Origin of the sequence: Anabaenopsis arnoldii (genome assembly GCF_028331025.1) — a bacterium.
Taxonomy (GTDB): Bacteria; Cyanobacteriota; Cyanobacteriia; order Cyanobacteriales; family Nostocaceae; genus Anabaenopsis; species Anabaenopsis arnoldii.
The window spans coordinates 1-16,560 of sequence record NZ_JAQMUH010000094.1 but is presented as its reverse complement, the minus strand read 5'-3'; the positions used below and the strand labels follow the sequence as shown (position 1 = coordinate 16,560).

General features: G+C 44.6%; 17 protein-coding genes. 6 read left to right on the top strand and 11 right to left on the bottom strand.

Features of this window, described 5'->3' with window-relative positions; genetic code table 11:
* The first annotated feature begins 67 nt into the window (after positions 1–67).
* The gene (locus tag PN457_RS08280) at positions 68–1,447 is read left to right on the top strand and encodes a PrsW family glutamic-type intramembrane protease (RefSeq protein WP_271732577.1); all 1,380 of its coding nucleotides are present in this window, start codon (positions 68–70) and stop codon (positions 1,445–1,447) included.
* 199 nt (positions 1,448–1,646) lie between these two features.
* Here PN457_RS08280 and PN457_RS08275 read toward each other — a convergent pair whose 3' ends face one another.
* The 11 genes from PN457_RS08275 to PN457_RS08225 all read right to left on the bottom strand — a co-directional run bounded on the left by PN457_RS08275 (position 1,647) and on the right by PN457_RS08225 (position 12,335).
* A complete protein-coding gene (locus PN457_RS08275; protein ID WP_271732576.1) occupies positions 1,647–3,593 on the bottom strand; it encodes a protein phosphatase 2C domain-containing protein in 1,947 nt (648 codons plus the stop codon).
* A gap of 401 nt (positions 3,594–3,994) precedes the next feature.
* Positions 3,995–4,942 (bottom strand): F0F1 ATP synthase subunit gamma, encoded by a 948-nt coding sequence (locus PN457_RS08270; protein WP_271732574.1) that lies wholly within the window; start codon positions 4,940–4,942, stop codon positions 3,995–3,997.
* A 79-nt stretch (positions 4,943–5,021) separates the two neighbouring features.
* Complete coding sequence (gene atpA, locus PN457_RS08265) at positions 5,022–6,542, bottom strand: F0F1 ATP synthase subunit alpha (RefSeq protein ID WP_271732573.1); 1,521 nt, start codon at positions 6,540–6,542, stop codon at positions 5,022–5,024.
* Positions 6,543–6,637: 95 nt separating this feature from the next.
* On the bottom strand, positions 6,638–7,192 hold the full coding sequence (atpH, locus tag PN457_RS08260) for an ATP synthase F1 subunit delta (protein WP_271732571.1): 555 nt from the start codon (positions 7,190–7,192) through the stop codon (positions 6,638–6,640).
* Positions 7,189–7,752 (bottom strand): F0F1 ATP synthase subunit B, encoded by a 564-nt coding sequence (locus PN457_RS08255; RefSeq protein ID WP_271732569.1) that lies wholly within the window; start codon positions 7,750–7,752, stop codon positions 7,189–7,191. The genes atpH and PN457_RS08255 overlap by 4 nt, the downstream gene beginning before the upstream one ends.
* A gap of 131 nt (positions 7,753–7,883) precedes the next feature.
* On the bottom strand, positions 7,884–8,375 hold the full coding sequence (locus PN457_RS08250; RefSeq protein WP_271732567.1) for a F0F1 ATP synthase subunit B': 492 nt from the start codon (positions 8,373–8,375) through the stop codon (positions 7,884–7,886).
* Between the two features lie 121 nt (positions 8,376–8,496).
* Positions 8,497–8,742 carry an ATP synthase F0 subunit C gene (atpE, locus tag PN457_RS08245; RefSeq protein ID WP_271732565.1) on the bottom strand — a complete coding sequence of 82 codons (246 nt, stop codon included), beginning with the start codon at positions 8,740–8,742 and terminating at the stop codon, positions 8,497–8,499.
* Positions 8,743–8,841: 99 nt separating this feature from the next.
* Positions 8,842–9,594: a F0F1 ATP synthase subunit A gene (gene atpB, locus PN457_RS08240; protein WP_271732563.1), complete on the bottom strand. Its 753-nt coding sequence runs from the start codon at positions 9,592–9,594 to the stop codon at positions 8,842–8,844.
* 102 nt (positions 9,595–9,696) lie between these two features.
* Complete coding sequence (locus PN457_RS08235; protein ID WP_271732561.1) at positions 9,697–10,137, bottom strand: ATP synthase subunit I; 441 nt, start codon at positions 10,135–10,137, stop codon at positions 9,697–9,699.
* Between the two features lie 209 nt (positions 10,138–10,346).
* Positions 10,347–11,540 carry a class I SAM-dependent methyltransferase gene (locus tag PN457_RS08230; protein WP_271732559.1) on the bottom strand — a complete coding sequence of 398 codons (1,194 nt, stop codon included), beginning with the start codon at positions 11,538–11,540 and terminating at the stop codon, positions 10,347–10,349.
* 45 nt (positions 11,541–11,585) lie between these two features.
* On the bottom strand, positions 11,586–12,335 hold the full coding sequence (locus tag PN457_RS08225; RefSeq protein ID WP_271732558.1) for a Uma2 family endonuclease: 750 nt from the start codon (positions 12,333–12,335) through the stop codon (positions 11,586–11,588).
* 44 nt (positions 12,336–12,379) lie between these two features.
* Between PN457_RS08225 and PN457_RS08220 the strand changes: the two genes are divergently transcribed.
* The 5 genes from PN457_RS08220 to PN457_RS08200 form a co-directional block, all read left to right on the top strand.
* Positions 12,380–12,529 (top strand): hypothetical protein, encoded by a 150-nt coding sequence (locus PN457_RS08220; RefSeq protein ID WP_271732557.1) that lies wholly within the window; start codon positions 12,380–12,382, stop codon positions 12,527–12,529.
* 209 nt (positions 12,530–12,738) lie between these two features.
* Complete coding sequence (locus PN457_RS08215) at positions 12,739–13,392, top strand: vWA domain-containing protein (protein WP_271732556.1); 654 nt, start codon at positions 12,739–12,741, stop codon at positions 13,390–13,392.
* A 161-nt stretch (positions 13,393–13,553) separates the two neighbouring features.
* On the top strand, positions 13,554–14,336 hold the full coding sequence (locus tag PN457_RS08210) for a PP2C family serine/threonine-protein phosphatase (RefSeq protein WP_271732555.1): 783 nt from the start codon (positions 13,554–13,556) through the stop codon (positions 14,334–14,336).
* Between the two features lie 232 nt (positions 14,337–14,568).
* Positions 14,569–14,814: a hypothetical protein gene (locus tag PN457_RS08205; RefSeq protein WP_200988388.1), complete on the top strand. Its 246-nt coding sequence runs from the start codon at positions 14,569–14,571 to the stop codon at positions 14,812–14,814.
* A gap of 111 nt (positions 14,815–14,925) precedes the next feature.
* Positions 14,926–16,560 (top strand): protein kinase domain-containing protein (locus tag PN457_RS08200; protein ID WP_271732553.1); only part of this gene is annotated, 1,635 nt, incomplete at its 3' end.

Sequence of the window (16,560 nt, the reverse complement as noted above, 5' to 3'; positions counted from 1 at the left end):
TCGCTGAGATTAAGTTCTCAAGCCATATTAGTTGTTATGAATTTGTTTGGAAAGACACCCTAACTAAATGACAGGCAAAAACACAAGACATAATGCATTTCTGCGGCTAGTGTCTGGTAATGCAGCAGCTCCCGCAGCAGGTTCTCGCTATTCGCTGCTCACCAGTAAAGAGGCGGTAATTGGACGCGACCCAACCTGCCAAGTTGTCTTGGATGCCATGATGTATCGGATGGTATCTCGTCGTCATGCCGTGGTTCGTCCCCTCTCCTCATCCCCAGAACACAAATTTAGCTGGGTAATTTGTGATTTAAATAGTGCTAATGGGACTTTTTTAAATGGCAAACGCCTGTCTGAGTGTCAAGAATTGCACCCTGGCGATCGCATTTCCCTGGGTTCTGATGGTCCGGAATTTATTTTTGAGTATGACTTAATTTCTCAACCTACGGTAATGACCAACGTAGTCAAACCGCTACCATCGGCTTCAAAAAGCCACCCCCATACATATTTAAAACAACCTGATTCAGTTAGCTTTACGCAACTGTTTCCGATTATTTCCACAGGTAAAGATTTAACTCGTAAAGCTTATCTAATACCGGGAATATTGACAGTAATATTTGTGGTGATGATGTTTGCCACTGTCGGTCAGCCCCAGATTAATCAGGTAATAGTCGCCACTTACATAGCATCAGCTGCTTACTATTTTGTTTACCAACTTTGCGGTAAACAGAAGTCTTGGTGGGTGCTAATGGGGACTGCATTAACGACAACCTTGATTTTACTTAGTCCCCTGTTGGATTTATTTATCTTTGTGTTTCGGGTGATTCTACCAGGTAACTTACCTTCTCCTCAAGAGTCTATCACCTTTACAGAATTGCTGATCAGGATGTTCTTCGGTGCGGGGTTGATGGAAGAATTGCTCAAAGCATTACCTTTAATCAGCGCGTATTTTATAGGTCGTAACTTACCCTCACCTTGGCGAGAACGCATTGGTATTTGGGAACCTTTAGATGGCATTCTCCTGGGAACCGCCTCCGCTGTGGGTTTTACCCTACTGGAAACTTTAGGACAATATGTACCAGATATTACCCAAAATGTGGCTCAACAGGTGGGCATAGGGGCGGCTGGGCAATTAGCTGGGTTTCAACTACTAATTCCGCGAATTTTAGGCTCCGTAGCCGGACACATGGCTTATAGTGGCTACTTGGGCTATTTTATTGGGTTGGCTGTTCTCAAACCCCGGATGAGTTGGCAGATTCTCTCTATTGGTTATCTAAGCGCATCTGCACTTCATGCTTTGTGGAATGCAACAGGATCAATCAATGGTTTATTTTTGGTAGTGGTGGGGGTATTGTCTTATGCGTTCTTGATGGCGGCGATTTTGAAAGCGCGGGTACTATCACCAACGCGATCGCAAAATTTTGCCACCCGCTTTATTGGCGATAAATAACAATATAGCATTTCCCATGCTCGTGAGGTACAATTTTTTTTAGTTGGAGGGAACAGGGAACACACCGAACAGGGAATAGGGAATAGGGAATTGGTGTGTACTTCATGAGCCTGAAAAAGGCTATAAATAATCACCTAAATAATCTTTGGTACTAACCATACCACAGATCCAATTAGGAAGATAATTTTACACTTTGAGGTTACTGGCTTTGAGGAGGTTGAGAATTACTAGGAGTTTGCGGTGTTTCAGGGGTAGGAATATTAGATCGGTATCTCGATTGCATCATCCAATATCCTAGTAAACCAGCTAAAACCAGCAACAAGGACAGCACAAGTAGGTTTAAAGGTAATTTAGCAAGCCTACTGGACTGAATTTTAGATATTACTTGAGTTTTTTGGTTATGGCTACCCTCTAATAGAGTGGGGTGTAACTCCTGAGTTCCAGAACTTGCTGCCGAGACAGAGGAAATATCCGGAATAACTGCCTTTAAAGTTAAATCTGGTGTGGCTACGCCAGACAAACTATCAGAACATTGTACTTTATAATGTATTAAAGCCAAAGTAACATTATCATGTCCATTTTTAGTATTAGCAAGTTCCACCAATTTATTCGCTACTGAAATAATATCATCTTCACCAGTCAAAATTGGTAAAATTTCCGTTTGCCAATAGTCTTCTACACGGTCAAAATCACTCAGTCCATCTGAAGTCAGTAAAAAAATCCCCTCTTCATCCAGAATAAACCGCTGGGAAGTAGGATGTAATGAGCTACTACCACTCATACCCAGAGCTTGTATCAAAGAACCAGCCCCACGGTTCCCTACAGCCTCACGATAAACAGCATACCCCAACCTCACCTCGCGGGAAGCTAGATCATCATCTAAAGTGACTTGATAACAACCCTCTCGCGTCACCCAGTAAGCACGGCTATCCCCCACATGAGTAAGGTACATTTCATGTCCCACAGGTAAAGCCATGACCAGAGTTGTACCCATACGTTGACGGGCTTGACGATGTTCACTGTCATTGCGATCGCTAATTTTGTCATTAGCCACAGCCACGGCATCATCCAGAATAGCTAAGATTCGGGACGGTTCGAGAGGATCTTCAGTGGTCGGTGAGCGGAGTCGAACCGTTAAATCAGTCACCTCCTGTAACTGTTGAGAGATGCTTTCAATGGCTAAGTTAGAAGCAATATTCCCCCCTTGGTGTCCACCGATGCCGTCACAGACTATGGCTAAAGCAGAGTCCTGTGGGGGGATAGTCACCACCGTACCACTGTTCGGGTAGCAAGCGTCTTCGTTGCGTTCACGTTTAGGACCGGTGTCAGTGAGAGTGGTCACCTGGACGGTGAGGGTTTGTGATGCGCCCAACTGTGTCAGAGCTTGATCTAAAACTGCAATTAAGACATCTGGGGAACTAATCCTCCCCTCAATCAAAAATTTACTAATCTCCCGAATAAATTCAGCCACAGGTGGTAGGGATTGGGGCAGTAGTTGTTGCCAAAATTTGCCTAATTGGCGTAAACTTGGGGATTTGTGAGCATCAAACCGCAACTGCAACAGGCGGACTAAAGGTCCCGCGACTCGGATCGCCTCAGCATCTATTAAACTACTAGCTACCCCCTGACTGTGGAAAGGTTGCCACAGATGGGCTATTTGCCATAACCAGTTAAGTTGACGCATAGAGGAAGCCTGATGCCAGGCTGTGGTTAACTGGGGATATAGCTGCACCTGGAGTGGGGAATCAACCGAGTATAAAGGCGGCTGTTCTAAAAGTAAAATTGGCTTATCTGAAGCGGCTCCATACCCAGGCAGTATGCCATATATCTGTGGTATGTTTAATCTATGGGGAAATAGTCTCAAATAAACTTTTATCTGCTCGAGAGAACTCCCATGGAGCTTCCCTAAGTCAGGCATTTGCGGTAGTATTCCTGGCTTTGTATCTAAAAGGATATTATTTTGAATAACTAAATAGCGATCGCCTAATACATCTCCAGGGCTACCCATATTCAGAACATCCCCCACAGCCCACAGATATCGTTTCGGGAGGGGTGCGGAGCATTGCTGGCAGAACTTGTGATTTAAAGGGTTAGGAGCCAGACAATCTTGATTTGGGCAGTAGAGCGTTACCGCTTCATTTTCCATAGTGTTGGGACTGATCAGCGTGACGGTTGACGGTTGACAGTTGACGGTTGGCTGTATTTTTCAGTTAACAGTGCACTGTCAACAGTGAACGCATTTGACTAATACCTTAGCTCGAAATCAAGTTTACAAACCAAACAGCCGGGGGTAGCCTCAGCCATAATACAAAGGGAACAGGGAACAGGGAACACCGGAACAGGGAACACCGGAACAGGGAACACCGGAACAGGGAACAGGGAACAGGGAACACCGGAACAGGGAACAGGGAACAGGGAACAGGGAACAGGAAACAGGAAACAGGGAACAGGAAACAGGAAAGTTGGGAATTAAGATTAATGTAGAGACATTCCCGAGAACGTCTCTACTAGTATGCCAGATTGCTGCCGGCGACAATTAGAAACCCGTTAACTTAATGCCTCGGCACCACCGACAACTTCTAAAAGCTCTTGGGTAATAGCCGCTTGTCTAGCTTTGTTGTAGGACAAGGAAAGAGTTTTAATCAACTCCCCGGCGTTGTCACTAGCATTATTCATCGCCGTCATCCGGGCGGCTAACTCACTAGCTGCGGACTCTTGCAGAGCGCGCAATAGCTGATTACTCAGATACAAGGGTAATAAAGAATCCAGAATTTGTACAGGGTCTTGCTCAAAAATCATATCCCGTGGTAGGGGACGAACTTGGCTAGTTACCCTTTGCCGTTCTACCTCAAACTGACCCCCACGGGTAGTGAGGCGGAAAATTTCATCATCTGGCGCTTCCAAACCTTGAGGGTCTAAAGGTAACAAAGTTTGAACCACAGGACGGGAGCTAACCAAAGAGACAAACCTGGTATAGATTAATTCTATCCTGTCAACACTTTCGGAAAGAAATAAAGAAAGCAGTTGGTCACCAATTTCTGTAGCTTCTGCTGCTGTAGGAATTTGTTCCAAGCCCGTGTAAGTCCCATCAATAGGTTGTGAGCGCCGTTGGAAATACTGAATGGCTTTACGTCCTACCAAGACATACTTGTAACTTACACCTGACCCTTGCAGTTCCTTAGCACGGTTTTCTGCCCGACGGATAATATTAGTATTGTAACCGCCACATAAACCGCGATCGCCGGCAATTACTAATAGTCCTACGGTTTTAACTTCCCGTTTTTTGAGTAGGGGTAGGTCTACGTCTTCAAACCGGAGACGGGTTTGCAAACCATACAACACCTGTGCAAGGCGGTCAGCGAAGGGACGGGTGGCGGTGACTTGTTCTTGGGCGCGACGGACTCTAGCAGCTGCTACGAGTCGCATGGCTTCTGTGATTTTTTTAGTGTTTTTGACCGACTGAATGCGATCGCGTATTGCTTTGAGATTGGGCATGTTGGTTGACGGTTGACGGTTGACGGTTGACGGGTAACTATTGACTTTTTACACAGTAAAAAGGTCAATAGTGAACCCATTACGCTGTTGCTTGGAAGGTCTTCTTATATTCAAGCAGCGCAGCTTTGAGGGCGGTTTCTTCCTCGTCACCTAGTGCCTTTTTGGTGCTGACTGCTTCAGTATACTCAGGTTTACCTGTCTTCAGGTATTCTCTGAGTCCCTTGGTAAAGCTAGTTACTTTCTCTGTGGGGATATCATCTAGATAACCATTAATACCAGCATATAGAATTGCTACCTGTTCGTATACAGACAGAGGAGCATTTTGGGGCTGTTTGAGTAGTTCCCGTAATCTTGCACCCCGTGCTAGTTGGTCTTGGGTGGCTTTGTCTAAGTCAGAAGCAAACTGAGCGAAGGCTTGGAGGTCGTCAAACTGGGCTAATTCCAATTTAACCTTACCGGCAACCTTTTTCATGGCTTTGGTTTGGGCGGCGGAACCAACGCGGGATACAGAGATACCGGGGTTAACTGCGGGACGAATCCCGGCGTTGAATAAATCTGAAGACAAGAATATCTGACCATCTGTAATAGAAATTACATTGGTGGGGATATATGCAGAAACGTCACCAGCTTGAGTTTCAATAATGGGGAGAGCAGTCATACTACCCTTACCTAACTCGTCGCTGAGTTTAGCTGCGCGTTCTAATAGGCGGGAGTGGATGTAGAATACATCACCAGGGTATGCTTCCCGTCCGGGTGGACGACGGAGCAGGAGGGACATTTGGCGATAGGCTTGGGCTTGCTTAGATAGGTCATCATAGACTACTAAGGTGGCTTTACCTTTGTACATGAAGTACTCGGCTATGGTGGCTCCTGTGTAGGGGGCGAGGTATTGCAGGGTAGCGGGGTCGCTGGCGTTGGCGGCGACGACTACGGTGTAGTCCATTGCGCCTTTTTCTTGCAGGGTTTGGACGACGTTAGCTACAGTGGAGGCTTTTTGACCGATGGCTACATAGACACAAATTACATCTTCTGATTTTTGGTTGATGATGGTGTCGATGGCGATCGCCGTTTTACCTGTTTGACGGTCACCAATGATTAATTCCCGTTGACCCCGACCCACAGGAATCATAGAGTCAATAGCGGTGATACCGGTTTGCATGGGTTCATGTACAGACCGACGGGCGATGATACCGGGGGCTGGGGATTCAATTAACCGAGTTTCGGTGGTGTTAATATCTCCCTTCCCGTCGATGGGAAGACCCAAAGCGTTGACTACGCGGCCAATCATGGCTTCACCTACGGGAACCTGAGCAATTCTCCCGGTGGCGGTCACAGAGCTACCCTCTTGGATATTCAGCCCTTGACCCATAAGCACAGCGCCCACGTTGTCTTCTTCTAAGTTTTGGGCGATACCTACGGTACCATCTTCAAATTCCAGGAGTTCCCCAGCCATGGCTTTTTCTAGTCCATAGATGCGGGCGATACCGTCACCTACTTGAAGAACTGTACCAACATTAGCAACCTTAACCTCTTGGTCGTATTGCTCGATTTGCTGCTGAATAATGCTGCTGATTTCGTCCGGTCTAATTGAAATACTCATAAGTCTATATTGTTTTGTTTGGTGGTTGGTTGACGATTGACTGTTGACTGTGTTTTGCGGTTAACGGTGAACTGTCAACGGTGAACGATGCGTGACTAATTACCAGTTAAGCGCAAAGAAAGACGGCGCAACTGACCGCGGAGGCTAGCATCAATTACTTGGGAACCGACTTTAATGATTACACCACCAATTAAGTCGCTATCTATTTTGGTTTGTAGCTCCACTTGGCGGGCGTTGGTGATGCTGAGAACTTTTTCTACTACTGCTTGCTGTTGAGCTTCACTCAGGGGAACTGCTGAGATTACTTCTGCTAGCGCTGTTTGATTTAGTTGTCGCAGTAAAACCAAGTACTGGTTTAATACTGCTTCCAGAAAGGCTATGCGGCGTTTGTCTACTAGTAACAACAGGAAGTTACGTAGGTAGGGGTTACCACTTTCGCCAAGTATTTGTCTAATCAGAACTTTTTTGTTTTCGCCTTTAATAAAGGGGTTAGCAATGAAGTTCTGTAGGTCCTGATTTTCCTGGAATAGGGCTAATAAGCTGCGTGCATCTGCGCCAATCTCTTCTGTGAAGTTTTTTGATTGGGCTAGGGATAGAAGAGCTTGGGAATAAGGGCTGGCTATTTCGTCTGTAGCTATTTTACTGGTCATGCTTCGCCTCCTAGTTGGGCAATGCTGCGGTCAATCAAGATTGTCTGCGTCTCTTGAGCTATACCGCTTTTAAGTTCTGATTCAACTTTTTGCAGTGCTTGAGCAACTACCCGTTGCTGTAACTGGGCGATCGCTTTGTTCAGGTCTGCGTTGAGGTCTGCTGCTCCTGCTGCTTGTAGGCGTTCAATATCTATAGCCGCTTGAAGCTCTATCGCCTCTGCTGCCGCTTGGGCGGTGGCTTGAGCGGCTTGTTTGATTCTTTGCGCTTCTGCTTGGGCTGCTTCTAGGTTCTGCTGTGCTTGTTTGAGTTGCTGCGCTGCTTGAGCGGCGCGTTGCTCGGCGTTTTTAATTGCTGTTTCGATGTTGTCGCGACGAGTTTTTAGGGTTGTACCTAGTACTTTGCGTCCGAAAACTAACAGCACTGTAATAATAATGGCAAGGTTAATTAGGTTTGTGTCAAATATATTAGTATTTAGACTAAAACCACTATGTTCACTTGCCTCTGTTAGGTCAGTTCCGACGGCGATCGCTTCCGCCATCAACGGTAAAAAAGTCCCCATGATTTTTCATCCACAACGGCGCTGCCAAGGTTTAAGATTACTGACATCCTTAATTAGACACCTTCAGCCTTCCGGTTTCTAAGGGCGGGGGTGTCTTTTATGTCAGTTAATGATTCCAAGTTGATTTTTCCTTAGCTGCGACTAACTAGGTCTGCTCCTAGGAGCTTTTCTAGTATTTGGCGGCTGAGGGTGTCTACTTGTTGCTCTAATGAAGCGAAGGCTTCTTGTTTTTGCTGCTCAATTTGACTGGCTGCTTGTTCTTTCTCTACTTGGGCTTGTCGTTGCACTGCCGCTATTTTCTCGGCTGCAATTTTTTGTGCCTCTGTTTGAGCATCCGCAATAATTTTCTGTGCTTCTTTTCTAGCACCCGCTAGAGCTTGTTCATATTGCTCTGCTAGTTTCTCGGTTTTAGATAAGCGTTCCTGTGCTTCTAGTTGATTGTTGCGGATGTAGTCATTCCGGCCATCAATGGCGTTACCCAGGGGCTTGTAGAGTGTTGCGTTTAGGAGTAGGGCTAGAATTAGAAATTGAATTGCCATTAAGGGAAGGGTGGCGTCTAGGTCAAACAGTCCCCCTTCTTTGGCCAGTTCTTCTACTGCTAATAATGAGATCCAGTGTGTCATGGTTGCTATTTTCTCTCTAATATATTAGTCCTGAGTCCTGAGTTGTTCAGCTGTGAGTTAAAGGTGTTTAACTTGGCTTTGACTCAGTACTCAGCACTCAGTACTTAAGATTTAGTACTGATTATGAGAAGGGGTTAGCAAACAATAGTACTAGAGCTACTACTAGTCCGTAGATGGTTAGAGCTTCCATGAATGCCAAGCTCAGTAGTAATGTGCCGCGGATTTTGCCTTCTGCTTCTGGCTGACGGGCTATACCTTCTACCGCTTGTCCAGCAGCGTTACCTTGACCAATACCAGGTCCGATTGCAGCTAAACCAACAGCGAGAGCAGCAGCTAGGACGGAAGCGGCAGCAACTAATGAATCCATGATATTTTTTTCCTTACTTTATGGGTTTGAATGGGTCTAGATGTTGTCGTCTGTTAGTTATTACAAGCAACAAACTGACAGATTGATGTTTGAGGGTTTTTAATGTCCCTCGTGTTCTTCGCCGTGGTGGTCTTCCATAGCTTCGCCGATGTAGGCGGCCGCTAGGGTGGCGAAGATGAGCGCTTGAATGGCGCTAGTGAATAGCCCCAAAGCCATTACTGGTAAGGGTACAAATAGGGGTACTAGTAGTACCAACACACCAACCACCAGTTCATCAGCCAAAATGTTACCGAATAACCGGAAGCTGAGGGACAGGGGTTTGGTGAAATCTTCGATAATTTTGAATGGCAACATGAACGATACTGGTTGTACGTAGTTGCCAAAGTACCCCAAGCCTTTTTTGCTGAATCCTGCATAAAAATATGCTAGGGATGTGAGCAGTGCTAAGGCGACTGTGGTGTTGATGTCGCTGGTGGGTGCTGTTAGTTCACCTTCTGGTAAGTGAATCAATTTGAATGGAACTAAGGCTCCTGACCAATTTGAGACGAAGATGAATAAGAACAAGGTGCCAACAAAGGGTACCCAGGGGCGATATTCTTTTTCACCTATTTGGTTTTTCGCTAGGTCTCGAATAAATTCGAGGGCGTATTCCATGAGGTTTTGGATACCGCTGGGGATTCTTTTGATGTTACTGCTTGCTGCGAGGGAGGCTAGCACCAGGACGCCAATCACAAACCATGAGGTGAGAAAAACCTGACCGTGCAGCTTGAGGTTGCCTATTTGCCAGTATAGATGTTTTCCTACTTCCAGTTCCGCGAGGGGGAAGGTGTAGGGGTTCAGAAAATTGAGCATTTTCTTTGCATATCAATGGGTTCTCCTGTCTTTGTTGGATAGGAGTAGCTTGTTTTTGCGGTGGGGATGTCCCTGACGCGGTTTGGTTTTTTGTGACTCTGGCTAGTCGGAGACAAAAGCCGTTTTGATGACGTAGATGATGAGTGTGGCTTTGTAGGTGAGAAACCCCAAGAAGATGGGGAGTATTTGGAGTTGGTTTAACCGCGATGCTAGCAAGATTAGGATGACTAGTAGTGCTAGCCGGGTTTTACTCAGGGACTGTTTTTCTCGACCTAAACGCTCAACATCTCTGGACAACATTTTCAAGTAAAGCACACCTGCGCACGCCCCTAACAAATAATTCAGGGCAATGTTAAGAGAATAGCCAATCCACACAGAGACAAAAATTATCCCCGTTAAGGCAAGTGTGATGAGCAACAGTTCCTGATAGAGTCGATAAAACTCTGCCATGGAAGAGTTGGCTGGTTCTGTGTCCTCAAAACCAGATTTCCCATCTTGTTGTGTTGTCGCAGTGGGGTCAATTGAATCTTCAGACAAGCTCACGAGACTTGAAACCAGTACAGCTAACTTGTAATGACTGCACATTCAGTCAGCTGAATCATATCACGATCAGGTAACAATACTTTAGAAAAAAACAATTAACTTCTTGTCATGATCAGACTGGGGGTAGAAGTCCCGCTATGTCTTGTTGATGTTTATTGCTTTTTTTTCACATTCATGGTACTGTAACAGGACTAAAATTACTGCTTTAATTAAAGTGGTGTTAATATAATTACCTGTTGTTCCAGGAGTGTCCTGATTTGTTTTAAGGTGATTTCCACTGTGGCTAAAATTTCCCCCACGGTTAAGTTACCATCACAGTTTTGCAGAAATTCTAACTCTGGGTCTGACAGGTTTATTACTTGATAGTTGTAATTAAATATACATTTACTTGGGAATCCATCAAGACAAGGGTTAAGTTCGGGAGTGGCTTGTAAGATTGAGTTATCCTCTGACCAGTCGGATTTGACTAGGGGGGGACGACTGAGGAAAAATTCATAATGGGTAACTTCTGGGTCTAGTAATTCTATCAGGCGGTATTTTTGGCGATCGCTCAAACTTTCCACCCGTTGGATAATATCTGGGGCTTTGGCTAGGAGTCTATCTAACTGCCAAAATCCTGGATTAGAAAAACCGGTAAACTCTAAACCACAAGCATCAATTAATTCAAACAGTGTATCAATATTGTAATCAATCTCCTGGGGATGAAGGTACATATCGGCAAAACATTCATCCTTGTGGTTCTCTAATGACCAGAGTTGTTTTTCCCGCTTGACAATTCGGTTATTTTCTGGTAAAGCGGCGAATATTTGTCGCCCCACTTGTACCCCATCACGGTAATCGCCTTTTTTCTCACCTTGAACCAGGGCGATCGCCTTTTGCATGAGTTGAATTTCCCAACGTCCCAACTCCCCATAGACAAAAATGTGCATCAGTCCACCGGGGGCGAGTTTTGTGGCTAAAGCTTGGAGACCGCGAACGGGGTCAGGTAAATGATGCAACACCCCCACACAGTTAATCAAATCAAACTCACCGGGTAACTGTGCCACATCATACAAGCTCAAGTGATGAAACTCCACCCGGTCAGCGCCGGAACTTTGACAGCGTTTTTTAGCCACTTCCAAAGTACCAGCACTTAAATCAATACCCACCACCTGAGCTTGGGGGTTGAGGTGTACTAAATATTCTGTCCCCACACCGGAACCACAACCCGCATCTAAAATGCGGATATTTTGCTTTACTGGTTTACGTCCCGTGCAGAAATTGTAAGCAGCTGACCAATTCCAGCGCCAATTATACCCAGGGGGAGGCTCATCTAATATGGGTTCTGGGGGGAAGGGATAAGTATCGTAGAGTTTAGCAACAGCAGTACTAACAGTTTGGGAGACAGTTTGGGAGTCGGACATAATCAGGAAAAACGCAGCATTTTTGAGTTTAGCTGATTGGGAGAATTATTTATCATCAGGTAAACCAATTCCTTGGGTTTGTATCAGTTGGTACAACCTAGCCAGTCGTAACTCAGCGGATTCAGCCCGTTGTTTTTCCTGTTCTGCGGGTGTCGGTATCCAATTATTATCCCGGTCATACCAACGTAACCACAATCTGGTTAACCCCTGGTATTCTCCCTCCCACAATCCTAAACCCAGTTCTGGTTCTTCTAACCATAGCCCTCCCCCATTCATAGCTAGAGGTTGATAGCGGTTCATCATTAACCCAAAACATTGCAACTCGTTAGTATAACGGTTGAAGACAAAGTAATAGGGGACTCTCAAAATTTGCTCATACACTGACCATTTATTAGGTGGTTGGTTGACCACTTGTAAACTGCGCCCTAAATCTTCTGCTTCTGTACCTGGTGATATGAGTTCAATTACCACAAAAGGATTAGTTCCCTCCTGCCAAGTCACATAACTTAACCGTAGGTCTGTTTGGTGATGAAACCGCGATACCCCCAAGACTGCAAACCAGTCTGGGCGTTTATACCATTGGCTATGTAGGGGGTGGTAGTATAAGTTTAAATCGCTGGCTGTAAAAATATTATCTTCTGGATAACTAGGGGGGCGAAAGGTGCTGCGCAGTAATTCAGATTGTAAAAGGTGAAACTCGTCTGGCAAACCCGGCTCCTCCTGATTTTCGCTTGGTAAATCATACATAGTTGGTAATGTTTCTTGCGGAGGTAAGGGCGAGTCTGTTTGATGCATCTTCATTTACTCTCCTGTGCTGCTGACGGAATTACTGAACTTGAATGATCAGGGTTAAATCATGGCTAGGCGATCGCCTGACCGAGGGAAGTGTAAATAATCTATTGGGAGAATATTTACAGGATGTTTTAAAAGTTATCATTATCATGAATAGTGTATCAAATATTGACCCCACCCTAACCCTCTGCTTGTAAGGGGAGGGGATTTGATTTTATTGTTTTGTGTGTGTTCGGTGTGTTCCCTGTTCCCTGTTCCCTATGAAAAACTTATCAAACAACCTCTTACAGAGTTTACACAGTTCTGGTAAAAAAATTTAAGTTAACTCCTACACTAAAAGCTAAAATTGTCATACAATCTTAATTAAGTATTAAGTATTGGAAGACACTACACTAGGAGTATCTCAATGGCTTTAGGAATGCCTGAATTTGCTGATAACCCAGAAAATCGCTGCCCTGTGGTACTATTACTTGATGTATCTGGCTCCATGTCAGGCAGACCCATTGAAGAGTTAAATAGAGGTCTTGCTACCTTTCAAGCCGATGTGCTTAAAGATGGACAAGCATCAATGAGTGTAGATGTGGCTATTGTCACCTTTGGACCCGTGCGGCTGACACAGGACTTTGTGAGTATTACCGGTTTTACACCCCCCCAGTTAAGAGCAGAGGGTTTAACCCCCATGGGTGAGGCCATTGAATATGGTTTGGATTTGTTGGAACAACGCAAGCAAGCATATAAAAGCCATGCTATTTCCTACTATCGCCCTTGGGTATTTTTAATTACAGACGGAGCGCCCACAGATGATTGGACCTATGCAGCACACAGGTTAAAGGATGCTGAGGTTAATCGTAAATTATCCTTTTTTGCCGTTGGTGTAGAAGGTGCTGATTTTGAGACCTTGAAACAAATTACCCCAGAGCGTCCCCCGTTGAAATTGAATGGTTTAGATTTTGGTTCCTTGTTTGTGTGGCTTTCTGCCTCTATGAAACGAATTTCTCAGAGCGAAGTGGGTGAAACTGTTGCATTACCTGCTGTGGGATGGGGTCAAATTCAAAGTTAAATAACAGTTAAATACAGCAGATTTCATCTGAGTAAGGTACAGGCGGGCAAGATGCCCACCCCACAATATTTTTACACTTAATATCTGTATTTTATCTAGGTAGAAACTGCTGTAACAGTTGAATGAAAGTTAAATAACAGTTAAATATTTGAGGGTTAATTGTGGGTTGGAAAGCAATTTCTCGGTCTGAGGTGGGAACTAGTCACAGACAAGAAAACATACCTTGTCAAGATTATGGGGATTATCGCCTTTTTGGGGATGTCATTGTAGGTGTGGTAGCTGATGGGTCGGGGAGTGCTAAATATTCTCATGTGGGTTCTAAATTAGCGGTAAATACCGTCATTGATTTGTTTGCCAGAATTTTTCACAAATCTGAGCAGAAAAAATTATCCCCCCCATCGCCGGAAGAAGAAAGCAAACAAATGTTTAGCAAAATTGTGCAGGAAGTAATTGCACAATTAGGGAAAACAGCAAAGCAAAATAATTGTGATATCAAAGATTTAGCTTGTACACTTTTGATTTTTATCGCTACTCCTAAATGGTTGGTGGCTATGCAAATTGGGGATGGGTTAATGGTGGTGCGTCCTCAAAATTCCCCAGATTATCAACTGTTGTTTAACCCCCATAAAGGTGAATTTGTCAATGAAACCACTTTTGTTACCTGTAGTCATGCACTAGAAGAAATGCAAGTCAAGGTAATACCATCCCCAGAGTTTATTGCAGCTGCTACAGATGGGCTGGAAAATGTGGCAATTACCTTGAAAGATTGCCAACCTTTTCCACGTTTTTTTCAACCATTGGAAACATACTTACAAAGCACCACAGACCCAAATCAGGAAGATGAGTATTTAGTTAACTTTCTCCAATCGGAAGCCCTAAATAGGCGCACTAGTGATGATAAAACTGTGCTGTTGTCTATTTGGCAATCATCGGAGGTAGTTTGATCAGTTGTTAAAGGTTGTTTGTCAAGTCATGATTAGTGTATTAACTATTGCTTGACCCCACCCTAACCCTCCCCTTGTAAGGGGAGGGAACTGGATTTAATCAATTAAATGGGGTGATAAATGGGGTGAAGATGTGATGAAAATTATGGCTGAAAAGTGATCAAACAACCTCTAATAGATACTTGTGATTTGATAGTTATAATAGCTTTAACACAACCTAGTACAGAAAAGTATGCCTGAATTAAAAGTTAGCATTAGTGACGCTGCTCACAAAAGTCTCTTGGCACTGGTTGACTCCTCTGGAGAGACGCTTCAAACAGTATTAGACAAAGCCATTGAAAATTATCGCAGATATGTTTTCCTAGTTCAGGCAAATGAAGCCTTCGCCGCCTTGAGGAAAAATGAGGATTTATGGCAAGAGGAAATTTCTGAAAGGCAAACATGGGAACAAACTCTCGCTGATGGAGTAGAAAGGTAGTGGCGGAAATTACCAGAGGAGAAATATGGACAGTGGACTTTAACCCAGTAAGAGGGTCAAACAAAATGCCTACAAAATTAACAGTAAATTACCAGTAAATTATGAGTTTTTATGACCCGCCTAATTTGTGCTAGTACCGGTAAATCAATTAATCTCCTGACTGAACTGGCTAATAGTGGTGAAGCTAAAGTTTGGCGGACTGATCATCACAGTGGTTATTTAGCTAAAATTTATCACCAGTCCACACCGGAACGAATGCAAAAGTTAGCGGTGATGATCGACTATCCACCCCCTGATCCAAATCGCCACATCAGTCATATTTCTTTCGCTTGGCCTCAGTCAGTCCTCAAAAATGCTCAGGGTGATTTGGTGGGGTTCTTAATGGGGGAAATTCGGGGGGGAAAAGAAATTTATGATGTGTACAACCCCACACGTCGCAACAGAATATGTAAACTACCGGCTGATTGGCGGTTTCTCCATTATACAGCCCGGAATATTGCCTCAATTATCAAGGTGTTACACCATAAAGGCTATGTATTAGGTGATATTAAGCCGCAAAATATTTTAGTTAATGATCGGGCTTTACCTTCAATTATTGATACAGATTCTTTTCAGGTGCGTCATCCTCAAACTGGTAAAGTTTACCGTTGCTTGGTGGGAACCCCTGAGTACACACCACCGGAGTTAATTGGTCAGGACTTTGCAACCATTGAGCAAACGGAAATCCATGACCGATTTCGCTTGGGGATGATTATATATCAATTATTATTCAGTGGTCAAAATCTGTATGCGGGGAAGTGGAAAGGTGCAGGGGAACCGCCAGAACCGGGTGAATATATCCGTCGGGGTATATGGCTATATTCTCACCATCAGTTACTGGAACCCGTAGATAGAACCATACCCCTAGAAATTCTCCATCCACAGGTAAAAAGTTGTTTTCTTAGATGCTTTAATGATGGGTATAAAAATCCTGATTTACGCCCCAGTGCACAGGAATGGTTGCAGGCGTTAAAAGTTGCTAGTGAAAGTTTAATACCCTGTAACCAGATTGACAGTCACTACTATAGCCAAAGTTATGGTAGCTGCTATTGGTGCGATCGCGTTAGTAAAATTAGGGTTGAGATTTTTCCAGGGAGTGTAAGAGTCCAGCCGTCCCCTCCTAATTATGCACCCCAGCGCCAACCTGTAACCAGTGCAACGACTCAAACATCCCCAGTAAAAGTTACAACCTCACCCAGTAGTAACTTTTCACCCACAACCCTCACCGGTCATTCTAGCTCGGTTGTGTCTGTAGGATTCAGCCCAGATGGTCAAACCCTAGCTAGTGGGAGTGGGGACAAGACTATCAAACTGTGGGATGTGAGGACAGGTAACCTCCGCCGCACCCTCACCGGTCATTCTAACTGGGTTAGGTCCGTAGCATTCAGCCCAGATGGTCAAACCCTAGCTAGTGGAAGTTGGGACAAGACTATCAAACTGTGGGATGTGAGGACAGGTAGAGAGCTACACACCCTCACTGGTCATTCTAACTGGGTTAGGTCTGTAGGATTCAGCCCAGATGGTCAAACCCTGGCTAGTGGGAGTGATGACAACACAATCAAACTGTGGCAAGTTGGGGCATTTTCTGCTACTTCGGTCAAGACAACTCCACCCCAGAGCCAACCTGTAACCACTCCCGCACCTAATCCCCATAGGGTAAAAATATTATTAGCTATATTAGCCACTATCATCATAGTGGGATTAATG